Origin of the sequence: unidentified bacterial endosymbiont (genome assembly GCF_918797525.1) — a bacterium.
GTDB lineage: Bacteria > Pseudomonadota > Gammaproteobacteria > Enterobacterales > Enterobacteriaceae > Enterobacter.
The window spans coordinates 544,519-557,225 of the sequence record NZ_OU963893.1 but is presented as its reverse complement, the minus strand read 5'-3'; the positions used below and the strand labels follow the sequence as shown (position 1 = coordinate 557,225).

Genomic DNA, 12,707 nt, shown 5'->3' with positions numbered 1-12,707 from the left:
AGTTAGACAATAGAAAATCAGGTGTGAAAAGCTGCGAGAAGGCCTGCAGCTTTACGAATAATAAACATCAGCTCAGCAGCGTAAACGCAATCATCCCGACAACCGCACCCGTGGTGCCGAGGATGGTTTCCATCAGCGTCCAGGTTTTCAGGGTTTGCGCTTCGGTGGCGCCGGTAAATTTACCGAACAGCCAGAAGCCCGCGTCGTTCACGTGTGATACCACAATCGATCCACCCGCGATACAGATAGAGAGCGCCGCCATCTGCGCGCCGGAGTAGTTCAGTTGTTCAATGACCGGCATTACCAGGCCCACGGCGGTTAAGCAGGCCACGGTTGCTGACCCCTGAATGATACGCACCGCCGCAGCAAGTACGAAGCAGGTCACCGCAATGGGCAGCCCCATCCCGGTCAACGCTTCGCCGAGAGCCGGGCCTACGCCGGAATCGACCAGCACCTGCTTGAACACACCGCCCGCACCGATCACCAGCAGAATAATACCTGCCGGCTGCAGCGCCGCGCCGCAAATCTCCATCACGCGGTCCTTCGGCATGCCCTGACGCATCGCCAGGCCGTAAATCGCCACCAGACACGCCACCAAAATCGCGGTGAACGGATGGCCGATAAACTCAAACCACTCGTATGCGGAAGAGCCCACCGGAACAAAGCGCGCCGCGATGGTTTTGAGACCAACCAGCACCAGCGGGAGCAGGATCAGCGACAGGCTGAAACCGAAAGAGGGCATTTTGCCTTCGCCAGGATGCGGCTCGGTGATGTCATCCGGAATATGCAGCTCAACGTAGCGGCTGATGAAATTGCCCCATAGCGGACCGGCGATAATCATCCCCGGGATCGCGGCACACAGGCCAATCAGGATCATCCAGCCGAAGTCAGCGTGCATCTGGGAAGCCAGCAGCATCGGCGCAGGCCCCGGCAGCAGAAACGCCGCCGCGGCCGCCACGCCCGCAAACAGCGGAATAACCAGCTTCATGAGGTTGGTGCCGGTATGGCGCGCCATTGAGAACGCCACGCTAATCAGTAGCACGACGGCCACTTCAAAGAACAGCGGCAGCGCGCAAATAAGCCCCGCCAGACCAATCGCATAATGCGCGCGACTGTGGCCGAAGGATTTCAACATCTTGACCGCAATCTGGTCGACCGCGCCCGTCTCATGCAAAATCTTGCCAAACATCGCGCCGAGCGCGACCACAATTGCCAGGAAGCCCAGCGTACCGCCCATCCCTTTTTCCATCGTCACGACGATCTTGTCGAGCGGCATGCCGGAAAAGAGACCTGCACCTATAGAAACAACCATCAAAGCAACGAAAGCGTGCATACGCGCTTTCATTACTAAAAACAGCAGCAGCAACACCGAGCCAACTGCAGTCAAAACAAGCGTTAATGTACTCACAACTTACGGCCTTTTATTAATAACCTCGATGGTGCTGGCGACAACACCTTCCAGTGGCTGATCGATATCAACCACTAACACATTTTTCTCGTCCGCACCCGGCTCCTGCAACGTGTCAAACTGCGTCACCAGCATCTGGGTTTTGAAGAAGTGGCCTTTACGTGCCTTCAGACGGCTTTCAATCACCTCGAAATCGCCTTTCAGATAGATGAAAGAGAGGTTCGGGTTGCCGTCCCGCAGCAGGTCGCGGTAGGTTTTTTTCAACGCAGAACAGACGATCAGGGAGACTTTATTGGTACGCTGCATGGCGAATGCGGCATCGTTCAGCGCCTGTAACCAGGGTTTGCGATCGTCGTCGTTCAGCGGCTCGCCTGCTGCCATTTTGGTGATATTGCTGCGCGGATGGAGGAAGTCACCGTCAAGAAACGCGGCATGAAGCTGGTGCGCCACTTCGCTTGCGACAGCCGATTTACCGCTACCGGAAACGCCCATCAGGACGTAAACGTGGTGATCATGATTAGTCGTGCTCAAAGGGTGCCCCTCAGTCAATTGTTACGGGTAACAGTTATCGGTAACATTGTCCTGCCGGGGCAAAAGAGAAGCAATATCCAAACGTGCGCGAAATGAATAAGTGTGAGCTACTTCAAATTTGTCGGATTAAATAGATCCACCCGGTGACAAGGTGAAACCTAAATCTAACATTTTAGGGGTAACTACCTCGCCACGAATACGCGCCAGCAGGCGTTCCGCACCAATCCGGCCCATGCGTTCACGCGGGGTCAGGACGCTCGCCAGACGCGGCTCCATCACCTGGCCGATGTCGTGGCCGTGGAAACCGGCAATTGCCATATCATCCGGAATGGAAAGCCCCAGGCGCTGACATTCAAACGCCGCGCCGACCGCAAGATCATCATTGGTACAGAAAATACCGTCCAGTTGCGGATACTCGCGCCGTGCCTGGCGCATCAGTTCAATACCCGCCGTATAGGAAGAGGATTGCTCCACCATCACGCTGTACGGGGTTAACCCGGCGTCAAGCATCGCCTGCTCATATCCCTTCTGTTTGATGATAGTACGTTCATCAAGACGCGCGCCCAGATAGGCCACATGGCGATGACCACGGGTGATGATTGCAGACGTCATTTGACGCGCCGCCTCGAAGTTATCAAAGCCAACGGCGATATCAAGGCACGGCGACTGGCTGTCCATTAGCTCCACCACCGGAATACCGGCGACTTCAATCATCTTCAGCGTGCGTGGGGTGTGAGTACGTTCGGTTAAAATCAGGCCGTCGATGTTCCAGGAAAACATTGATTCAAGACGTTCCTCTTCCAGTTCCGGCTTGTACCCGTAGTGGGCGAGCATGGTCTGATAGCCAAAGGCATCGGTCACGCTTTCAATACCGCGTAACACCTCGGCGAAGACCTGGTTAGTTAAGGAAGGCAGCAGGACGCCCACCGCACGGCTGGTCGCGTTGGAGAGAATATCGGGCGCGCGGTTGGGGATATAACCTAGTTCATCGAGGGCTGCGGCAATCTTGCCACGTAACGCGACGGAAACCTGTTCCGGGTTACGTAAAAAACGGCTGACCGTCATTTTGGTTACACCGACGCGATCGGCGACATCCTGAAGCACGGGGCGTTTCTTTTTCATCGTCCTGAGAAATCTTGCAGTGAGAGATTTTCTCAGTTTATCACGGACAACGCTCAACCTTCCCCGTTTAAAGGGAAGGTTGAGCAATTATTTAGACCGGTGGCAGATCGAACAGCAAAATTTCACTTTCGCCGTCGGCATGGACAGACAGCGCCTGCTCGTCCCAGATTGCCAGACCATCCGCCGTGGTGGCGGTGGTGCCGTTTATGGTCACTTCACCTTTTACCACCTGGATCCACACCCGGCGGTTGGCGGCAATCTGATGCACGGATTGTTCATCTTTTGCCAGCGCCCAGCGGTACAGCGCCATGTCCTGATGCACTTTCAGGGAACCTTCACGCGCATCCGGGGACAACACCAGTTGTTTGCCCTGTTTGGCGTCAAAGCGGCGCTGCTCGTAGCGCGGCGTGATGCCGGTCTCTTCCGGAATGATCCAGATTTGATACAGGTGCAGTTTTTCCGTTTTGCTCGGGTTGTACTCAGAGTGACGCACACCGGTACCTGCACTCATAATCTGGAACTCGCCCGCCGGAACCTGCTCTTTATTACCCATGCTGTCCTGGTGCTCTACCGCCCCTTCCAGCACGTAGGTCAGGATCTCCATATCCTTGTGCGGGTGGGTACCGAAGCCCTGGCCTGCATCAATCACGTCGTCGTTAATGACGCGCAGGGCGGAGAAGCCCATAAAATTCGGGTCGTAATAGTCGGCAAACGAGAATGAATGCCATGAGTCCAGCCAACCATGATTCGCGTGACCGCGTTCGTTTGCTTTGCGTAAGTAGATCATTGTTTTCACCCCCAGTTCGTTTCGATGGAGTAAGTGTGGACGCAAACCACCTGGGATCATAGAGGGTGAAAATTGACTCCTCTGTTCAAAAATTATGAACAAGCCCAGAGGAGCCACTTTTTCTTATCTGGCAAGGGTTATTGTGGCAGGAGAAGCCTGTTCAAAGGCGCGCTCAATGATTTCAAGATTGGCCAGAACGTCAGATTCCTTGACGTAATTAGGCGCACCGTTGACCAGCGTTTCAAATAGCGCATCATAGACGCGGCCATAGTCGCCCGTTTCCGATTTTAGCGCTTCCCTGACCGTCACGCCTTCGTCGTTCACATACTCCAGCACGCCAACGGAATCGTCCGCCGCAAAGCCCGGTTCACCTGGCATGATGTTGGCCTTCAGGCTGGTCTCCTGCTGGTCGATGCCGTACCTGATAAACGAGCCCTTCGTGCCATGAACGATAAATTTCGGGTAGTCGATTTTCACCAGATGGCTGGTTTTAACGATGGCCTTCAGGTCGCCGTAGAACAGTTGCGCCTCGAAGGTATCGTCCGGGTTGGCGTTGTTGCGCAGGCTGCGGATGTCGTACGCCACGTGGTCCGGGCGGCCAAACAGGGAGATGATCTGGTCCATGGTGTGTACGCCCAGGCCATAGAATGAACCGTCCTGCGGCAGGCCGGGTTTGGTTTCTGCCACCGGGCGGTAGTAATCGAAGTGGCTTTCGATCTCCACAATATCGCCGAGCTTGCCGCTCTCAATCGCCTTTTTCGCCGTCAGGAAGCAGCTGTCAAAACGACGGTTTTGATACGGGGTAACGGTCAGTCCTTTGCTTTTCGCCAGCGCGAACAGTTCCTTCGCTTCGGCGAGGGTCGGGGTGAAGGGTTTTTCCACCAGTACGTTTTTGCCCGCTTCCAGCGCGCGTTTCGCGTAGTCGAAATGGCTGTCGGCATGGGTGCAGACAATCACCAGTTTCACCTGCGGATCGTTTAACACTTCACCAGGATCGCGGGTGAAATGTATGTGCGAATACTGCGGGGACTGCTCTTCCGGCTTTGCGCTGCGGCAGTAGATATGGGCAACGTGCCAGCTGTCTTTACGGTTGAGAACATACGGAAGGTGGTAACGCGTGGTGCTTTTGCCAAATCCAATAAATGCGCAATGTAGTGTCATGGCTCAGTCCTTTTTGAAGGTTACTGAGTCTAACCATAACAAAAAAAAAGCCAGCGAGACGCTGGCTAAAATAATACTGGAAGCAATGTGAGCAATGTCGTGCTTTCAGTTTCCCGTAGCGGTCTTCCTGAATGCAAAGCAATAATAATCATTCTCATTCGCACTTGTCCAATACTTTTTGAAAAAAAAATAACGGTCGACTCTAATTTTAAGGCCCTTTACTTACCATAAGGTCTGTAGCGTTCCCGCCGGGAAAAGGGCCTGTGGAGGAGATGAAAAATCAGTACCCCGCAGTTAAATCATCTACCGAACGCGGGTCCGACGCCCCAAATAACGCGCCGTCCGGCCCGACCATAATGCTCTGGGTACTGCCCATCGCCTCTTTCACCGCCACCTTCTGCCCGCGCTGCGCCAGCAGCCTGAGGGTGTCCGGGCTAAAGCCCTTCTCAACGCGCAGTTCATCCGGCAGCCACTGATGGTGAAAACGCGGGGCGTTGGTCGCTTCGGCGACGTTCATGCCAAAATCGATGCTGTTCACCACCATCTGCAGCACGGCCGTAATAATTCGACTGCCGCCCGGGCTGCCGGTTACCAGCCAGGTTTTACCGTCTTTCACCACGATGGTGGGCGACATCGACGACAGCGGACGTTTTTTCGGCCCTACCGCATTGGCATCGCCGCCCACCAGCCCGTAGACGTTTGGCACGCCAGGTTTGGCGGAGAAGTCATCCATCTCGTTGTTCAGCAGAATACCGCTATTGCCCGCCACGATTCCGGTACCGAACGTAGTATTGAGCGTATAGGTCACCGCCACCGCATTGCCGTCCTTATCCACCACCGAAAAGTGGGTGGTCTGGTTGCTTTCATATGGTGCCAGCTTGCCGGGTCGGATCTCGCTCGACGCCCTGGCCTTATTGATATCAATCTGTTCGGCAATCGATTTAGCATAGGCTTTGTTGGTCAGCGCCTGCCACGGCACCTTCACGAAGTCCGGATCGCCGAGATATTCCGAGCGGTCGGCGTAAGCGTGTTTTTCCGCCTCGGCCATAATTTGCATAGCGTCCGCGCTGCCGAAGCCGAACGTGCGCATATCGAAGTTTTCAAGAATATTGAGGATCTGCACGATATGAATACCGCCGGAGGACGGGGGCGGCATAGAAAAGATCGCGTAGCCGCGATAAGTTCCGCTAACCGGCTCACGCTCTACCGCTTTGTACGCCGCTAAATCCGCTTTGACGATCAGCCCGCCGTTTTTAAGCATCTCGTCGGCAATCTGGTCGGCAATCGCCCCTTTGTAGAAGGCATCCGGGCCATTTTCAGCAATCAGCTCGAGACTTTTCGCGAGATCCGCCTGCACCAGCTTGTCGCCCTTCTTCAGCGGCTCGCCGTCTTTCCAGAAGATAGCCTTGCTGTTTTCGTGATAGGGAATGACTTCACTGCCGTAGGTTTTGAGATCGTCGGCCAGCGCGTCGTTTACCACGAACCCCTCGCGCGCCAGCTTAATGGCGGGCTGCACCACCTTATTCAGCGGCAACGTGCCGTATTTTTCCAGCGCCAGCGAGAAACCCGCGACGGTGCCCGGCGTACCGGTGGCAAGGTGCGACGTCAAAGATTTTTTGCTGTCCAGGTTGCCCTGGTCGTCGAGAAACATGTCGCGTGATGCCCGGTCAGGCGCCATCTCGCGGAAGTCGATAGCCGTCGTTTTACCATCTTTGGTACGCAGCATCATAAACCCGCCGCCGCCCAGGTTACCCGCCTGCGGGTGCGTCACCGCCAGGGCATAGCCAACGGCGACCGCCGCATCCACGGCGTTCCCCCCCTGCCGAAGAATATCCACGCCCACCTGCGTTGCCAGTGCGTCCACAGAAGCCACCATGCCATGGGTCGCCCGCACGGGATGGAAAACATCTTCTTCTACGCCGTAGGATACGGGCAGGGCCGCCGGCGGGTTGGCCGCCACGCTAAACGTACCGCCAGCCATCAGCGCAGCGATCGCTACCCAGCGCAAAAACGTTGGTTTCATCAGTATTATTCTCCAGGTGATAGGGTCCATATTCCCCGATTAAGCCTGGTTCACAACTCCTAAAAAATCATCGTAATGGTGGAATCAGAGTAAACTTAAGAGAGGCCCTCAAAGGAGGAATTGACGATGAAACGATTATTGATCCTTACGGCGCTGCTTCCCTTCGCCGCGCTCGCACAGCCACTGAATACGATGAATAACCCGAACCAGCCAGGCTATGTTATTCCGAGCCAGCAGCGGATGCAGTCGGAGATGATGAGCCAGCAGCAACAGCAAAAGGGGATGCTCAACCAGCAGTTGAGAACCCAGACGCAGATACAGCAGCAAAGCCTGCAAAATCAGATGAATAGCAACACCCAGCGCATTCAGCAGGGGCAGGTACGTGAGCAGCCGCTGCAAAACAAAAACGGCGGCATGTTAGGCGGGGGATCAACCCTGAACAGCGGCCAGCAACATATGCTGTCGCCGCAGTCCAATGGCAGTATGCTTAATAATCCGCAGAACTAAAGTTCGGGCCTATCAGGTCAATTGCATCGGTACAGATGCAATCCACGCCCCAGCGCAGCAATTCGGCTGCCCGCTGGGGTTTGTTGACGGTGTAGACCAGGATATGCAGCCCGGCCTCTTTCAACATCTTCACCCGCGCGTTATCCAGCAGCCTGTGATTCAGGTGAATTGACACGCAGTTTAAACGGGCCGTCAGCGTGCGCCAGTCTTCGCGCCAGTTGTCCAGCAGCAGCCCGCGCGGTAGCTCAGGCGCCGCCGCCTGCGCGGCCTCCAGGGCATCGATGTCAAACGATGACAGCAGCGGCGCGGTCATTCCTTCCCACAGCTCCCGTGCGGCCAGCGCTATCACGTTGCCCGTGAGTGGCCCGGTACCGGTGGTGGGTTTGATTTCGATGTTAGCCATCATCCCGTATTGACGACAGCGGTCGGCCACTTCCGCCAGCAGCGGCAGCGGTTCGCCTTTGAATTCCCCGCTGAACCAGCTTCCGGCGTCCACCTTCAGCAGATCGCGCCACGGCAGTTCGCCCGCCACGCCCCAGCCGTTGCTGGTGCGTTCGAGGTTGTCATCGTGTAGCAGGAATATTTCGCCATCCTTCGACAGTTTGGCGTCAAATTCAATCATGGTATGACCGAAACAGGCCCCTTTGTCGATCGCCGCAAGGGTGTTTTCCGGTGCCAGTTTTCCACCGCCACGGTGGGCGACAATATGGGGATAAGGCCAGTTACTCATATGCGTTGTCCTGTTTCACCGTCAAATAAGTGCAGGTGATTTTCCGGCAAATGCAGCCACAGCGTGCTGCCTGCTTTCGGGCGCTCCTGATGTGGCAGGCGCACCACCAGCTTTTGCTCACCCCAGCGCCCGTGCGCCAGGTTGTCCGCGCCCAGCATCTCCAGCGTGTCCATCACCAACGGAACACCGCCTTCTGCCTGAGCGGTTAAAGCAATATGCTCCGGGCGGATACCCAGCGTCATTTTACGCCCTGCGTAGCCACGATAGTACCAGTTGATCGGTAACGCCATACCGCTTCCCAGTTCAAAGTGCGTGCCTGAACTGCTGATGTGCCCTTCCAGCAGGTTCATTGCCGGGCTGCCGATGAAGCTTGCGACAAAGCGGGTGGCAGGTTTCTCGTACACCTCAACCGGGGTGCCAATCTGCTCGGCGATGCCTTTATTCATCACCATCACGCGCTGGGCGAGGGTCATCGCCTCAACCTGATCGTGGGTCACGTACAGGGAGGTGGTTTTCAAACGGCGATGCAATTGCTGCAGTTCAAGGCGCATCTGCACGCGCAGTTTGGCATCAAGATTAGAGAGCGGTTCGTCAAACAGGAATACCGCCGGATCACGCACAATGGCGCGCCCCATCGCCACGCGCTGACGCTGGCCGCCGGAAAGCTCGCGCGGGCGACGCTTCAGCAGGCCGTCCAGCTCCAGAATGCGGGCTGCCTCTTTTACTCGCTCGTCGATATGGCCTTTGCCCATCCCGCGAATTTTCAGCCCCCAGGCCATGTTCTCTTCCACGCTCATGTGTGGATAGAGCGCATAGTTCTGGAACACCATTGCGATGCCACGGTCTTTCGGCTCCATCTCGGTAACCCGCTGGCGGTCAATCCAGATATCGCCGCCGGTGACGCGCTCAAGCCCCGCCACCATGCGCAGCAGGGTGGATTTTCCGCAGCCGGACGGGCCGACCATCACGATAAATTCACCGTCCGCCACGTCGAGGGTTAACGGCTGAATAACCTGAGATTTAGCGTCCCAGCTTTTGCTGACTGCCTGAAGTTTTAAACCTGCCATTTTATTTCTCGCTATCGACCAGGCCGCGGACAAACGCACGCTGCATGGCTAAAACAATGACGACGGGTGGGATAAGGGTGAGCAGCATCGCCGCCATCACCTGGTTCCAGAGGGTGGTGCCTTCACCAGTGGCGATCATGCCCTTGATGCCCGCCACGGCGGTACCGAGGTTGACATCCTGGATAATCAGCAGCGGCCACAGGTACTGGTTCCAGCCGTAGATAAAGGTGATCACAAACAGCGCCGCGAGGTTGGTTTTCGACAGCGGCAGCACAATGTCGTGGAAAAAGCGCATCGGCGACGCGCCGTCGATGCGCGCGGCTTCAATCAGCTCGTCCGGCAGGGTCATAAAAAACTGACGGAACAGGAAGGTGGCGGTTGCCGAGGCCATCAACGGCAGAGTTAAGCCCGCGTAGCTGTCCAGCATGCCGAGGTTGGCGATCACTTCCACGGTCGGGAAGATGCGCACTTCCACCGGCAGCATCAGGGTGAGGAAAATCATCCAGAAGAACAGATTACGCAGCGGAAAGCGGAACCAAACGATGGCGAAGGCCGAGAGCATCGACACCGTGATTTTGCCCACCGTGATGCCGAACGCCATAATGAAGCTGTTGAGCATCATCAGCCAGAACGGCGCGTTGTTAGCCCCCACACCCTGCGTCCAGATGGTCACCATGTTCTCCAACAGATGCCCGCCTGGGATCAGCGTCATCGGCGTGTCGAACACCGCTTTGGTGTCAAGCGTGGCGGCCACAAAGGCCACGTACAGCGGGAACAGGATAACGATAATCCCCAAAATCAGCATGGTGTGGCTGAAAATCGTCAGCCCGCGACGGTTCTCAATCATTGGTAGCGCACCTTACTTTCGACATAACGGAACTGCACCACCGTAAGGGTGATGACGAGGAACATCAGCACCACCGACTGGGCGGCGGAGGCCGAAAGATCAAGCCCGGCAAACCCTTCGCGGTAGATTTTATAAATCAGCGTGGTGGTGGCCTGTACCGGGCCGCCTGCGGTGGCGGCGTCAATCACCGGGAAGGTGTCGAAGAAGGCGTACACCAGGTTGACCACCAGCAGGAAGAAACTCACTGGGGCGATCAGCGGCAGCGAAAGCCGAAAGAAGCGGCGGACCGGGCCTGCGCCATCAATCGCCGCGGCTTCAACCAGCGAGCGCGGAATGGATTGCAGCGCGGCAAAGAAGAACAGGAAGTTGTAGCTGATCTGCTTCCACACCGAGGCGAATACCACCAGGAACATCGCCTGCCCACTGTTCTGGGCGTGGTTCCAGTCATAGCCCAGCTCCGCCAGCACATGGGTAATCAACCCGCGCCCGGGGTTAAAGAGGAAGATCCACAGCACGGCGGCCACGGCGGGCGCGACGGCGTAAGGCAGCAGCATCAGCGTTTGGTAAAGACGGCTGCCGCGCACCACGTAATCCACCAGTGCGGCGAAGAACAGCGAGGCGACCAAACCGCTGACGGTCACCAGGGTGCTGAATTTGATCGTCGTCCAGAAGGCGTCGAGGTAATAGCTGTCGTGCCACAGGGCAGCGAAGTTATCCAGGCCGACAAACTGACTCGAAAGCCCGAACGGATCGACGCGTTGTACCGAGTACCACAGCGCTTCGCCCGCAGGCCAAATAAAAAAGATAACGGTGATGACCAGCTGCGGCGCGACCAGCAGGTACGGTAGCCAGCGGGAACGGAACACCGGACGGGAAGATGACATAGGTTAGCTCAGGTTGGTTTCCCCTCATCCCGGCCCTCTCCCCAAAGAGCCGAGGGTGAGGGTGAGGGGCAGGTTTTAATTACGATTTCGTCGACTGCTCAAAGCGGCGCAGCAGTTGATTACCGCGCTCTACTGCTGAGTCCAGCGCCTGCTGTGGCGTTTTCTTACCGGTCCACACGCTTTCCAGCTCTTCATCGACAATGGTACGGATCTGCGGCATGTTGCCCAGACGCAGTCCTTTGGTGAATGGCAACGGCGGCTTGTTTAGCATCTGACGGGTAGCGATATCCGCGCCCGGGTTTTTGCTGTAGAAACCCTGCTCGCGAGTCAGATCATACGCGGCAGTGGTGATCGGCAGATAGCCGGTCTTCTGATGCCACTCGGCGGCATTTTCAGGTTTTGCCAGGAAGTCGAGGAACTCGGCCACCCCTTTGTAGGTGCCGCTGCCTTTACCCTGCATCACCCACAGGCTCGCCCCGCCGATGATGGCGTTCTGCGGCGCGCCTTGTACGTCAGCGTCGTAAGGCATCATGCCCACCCCGTAGTTGAATTTGGCGTAGTGACGGATGTCCGCCAGCGAGCCGGAAGAGGCGGTGGTGATAGCACAGTCACCGTTATAAAACTTCTCGGTGGATTCATCTTTACGACCGAAATAGCTGAAATCACCCTTCTTGTTGAGATCGGCAAGCAGGGCAATGTGTTTCACCTGCTCAGGCTTGTTAAATTCCAGTACCGCGTCCGTGCCGTCGAAACCGTTGTTTTGGGTCGCAACCGGCAGGCCGTGCCAGGCGCTGAAGTTTTCAATCTGGATCCAGCCCTGCCAGCCGCTGGCGTAGCCGCACTTCATGCCCGCCGCTTTCAGCTTCGCGGTGTACTCTGCCAGTTCCTGCCAGGTTTTCGGCGGCTGCTCCGGGTCTAAACCGGCTTTTTTGAAGGCATCTTTGTTGTAGTACAGCACGGGCGTAGAGCTGTTAAACGGCTGAGAGAGCAGGCGTCCGGTTTTGGAGTCGGTGTAGTAACCGGCAACGGTGGGGACGAAACGGGATTCGTCGAAATTGATACCCGCGTCGTTGAACACCTCATACACGGGCTTAATGGCTTTAGAGGCCATCATGGTGGCGGTGCCGACTTCATAAACCTGCAACAGTGCGGGCGCGTTGCCGGTACGGAAGGCGGCAATACCTGCGCTCAGGCTCTGCTCGTAGTTGCCTTTATAGACCGGCACAATTTTGTAATCCGGGTGGGAGTCGTTGAAACGCTGCGCCAGGAAGTCAACCTCTTTCCCCAACTCCCCTTCCATGGAGTGCCAGAATGGAATGGTCGTCACCGCCATTGCGTTCGCCGCAAAAGCCAGACCCAGCGCCAGACCTAAAGCCGTGTGTCGTAACAATATCATTGTCATCTCTCTTATTGTGCCGGATGCGCGAAATCACGCGTTTTGTGCTCGCGAGGTAACATGACATGCTCGAATGACAGAAAAATAACTGTTTATTTACAGAGATGTGACAACAAGGCGTCAGGGGGATGATGGAAATGTGAAGAAGGTATGCGGCAAAAAAAGCCGGGTGGCGGCTTCGCCTTACCCGGCCTGGGCTATCCCGTAGGCCCGGTAAGCGTAGCGCCGCCGGGCGTCACAGACG

At 56.5% G+C, this 12,707-nt stretch carries 12 protein-coding genes; 1 reads left to right on the top strand and 11 read right to left on the bottom strand.

Annotation, left to right across the window (positions count from 1 at the left end; all coding sequences use genetic code 11):
• Positions 1–67: 67 nt before the first annotated feature.
• The 6 genes from gntU to ggt all read right to left on the bottom strand — a co-directional run bounded on the left by gntU (position 68) and on the right by ggt (position 7,032).
• Positions 68–1,408: a gluconate transporter gene (gene gntU / locus NL510_RS02565; protein WP_253381355.1), complete on the bottom strand. Its 1,341-nt coding sequence runs from the start codon at positions 1,406–1,408 to the stop codon at positions 68–70.
• A 3-nt stretch (positions 1,409–1,411) separates the two neighbouring features.
• Entirely contained in the window at positions 1,412–1,939 is a 528-nt protein-coding gene (gene gntK, locus NL510_RS02560) for a gluconokinase (RefSeq protein ID WP_253381353.1), read from the bottom strand.
• A 126-nt stretch (positions 1,940–2,065) separates the two neighbouring features.
• Positions 2,066–3,061, bottom strand: coding sequence for a gluconate operon transcriptional repressor GntR (gene gntR, locus NL510_RS02555; protein WP_253381351.1), 996 nt, complete (start codon positions 3,059–3,061; stop codon positions 2,066–2,068).
• Between the two features lie 91 nt (positions 3,062–3,152).
• Positions 3,153–3,848, bottom strand: coding sequence for a pirin family protein (locus NL510_RS02550; protein WP_253381350.1), 696 nt, complete (start codon positions 3,846–3,848; stop codon positions 3,153–3,155).
• A 123-nt stretch (positions 3,849–3,971) separates the two neighbouring features.
• Positions 3,972–5,009 carry an oxidoreductase gene (locus NL510_RS02545; RefSeq protein ID WP_253381348.1) on the bottom strand — a complete coding sequence of 346 codons (1,038 nt, stop codon included), beginning with the start codon at positions 5,007–5,009 and terminating at the stop codon, positions 3,972–3,974.
• 280 nt (positions 5,010–5,289) lie between these two features.
• The gene (ggt, locus tag NL510_RS02540) at positions 5,290–7,032 is read right to left on the bottom strand and encodes a gamma-glutamyltransferase (protein WP_253381346.1); all 1,743 of its coding nucleotides are present in this window, start codon (positions 7,030–7,032) and stop codon (positions 5,290–5,292) included.
• 126 nt (positions 7,033–7,158) lie between these two features.
• On the opposite strand from ggt, the gene NL510_RS02535 reads away from it, so the two are divergent.
• Entirely contained in the window at positions 7,159–7,539 is a 381-nt protein-coding gene (locus tag NL510_RS02535; protein WP_253381344.1) for a DUF2756 family protein, read from the top strand.
• On the opposite strand, the gene ugpQ is transcribed toward NL510_RS02535, so the two are convergent.
• The 5 genes from ugpQ to ugpB all read right to left on the bottom strand — a co-directional run bounded on the left by ugpQ (position 7,520) and on the right by ugpB (position 12,463).
• Positions 7,520–8,269, bottom strand: a complete 750-nt coding sequence (gene ugpQ, locus NL510_RS02530) for a glycerophosphodiester phosphodiesterase (protein WP_253381342.1) — start codon at positions 8,267–8,269, stop codon at positions 7,520–7,522. The genes NL510_RS02535 and ugpQ overlap by 20 nt on opposite strands.
• A complete protein-coding gene (locus tag NL510_RS02525; RefSeq protein WP_253381340.1) occupies positions 8,266–9,336 on the bottom strand; it encodes a sn-glycerol-3-phosphate import ATP-binding protein UgpC in 1,071 nt (356 codons plus the stop codon). The genes ugpQ and NL510_RS02525 overlap by 4 nt, the downstream gene beginning before the upstream one ends.
• 1 nt (position 9,337) lies before the next feature.
• Positions 9,338–10,183: a sn-glycerol-3-phosphate ABC transporter permease UgpE gene (gene ugpE, locus NL510_RS02520; protein WP_253381338.1), complete on the bottom strand. Its 846-nt coding sequence runs from the start codon at positions 10,181–10,183 to the stop codon at positions 9,338–9,340.
• Positions 10,180–11,067, bottom strand: coding sequence for a sn-glycerol-3-phosphate ABC transporter permease UgpA (gene ugpA / locus NL510_RS02515; protein ID WP_253381336.1), 888 nt, complete (start codon positions 11,065–11,067; stop codon positions 10,180–10,182). Before ugpA ends, ugpE begins: the two co-directional genes overlap by 4 nt.
• Before the next feature lie 79 nt (positions 11,068–11,146).
• Positions 11,147–12,463, bottom strand: coding sequence for a sn-glycerol-3-phosphate ABC transporter substrate-binding protein UgpB (gene ugpB, locus NL510_RS02510; RefSeq protein ID WP_253381334.1), 1,317 nt, complete (start codon positions 12,461–12,463; stop codon positions 11,147–11,149).
• Positions 12,464–12,707: the final 244 nt, after the last annotated feature.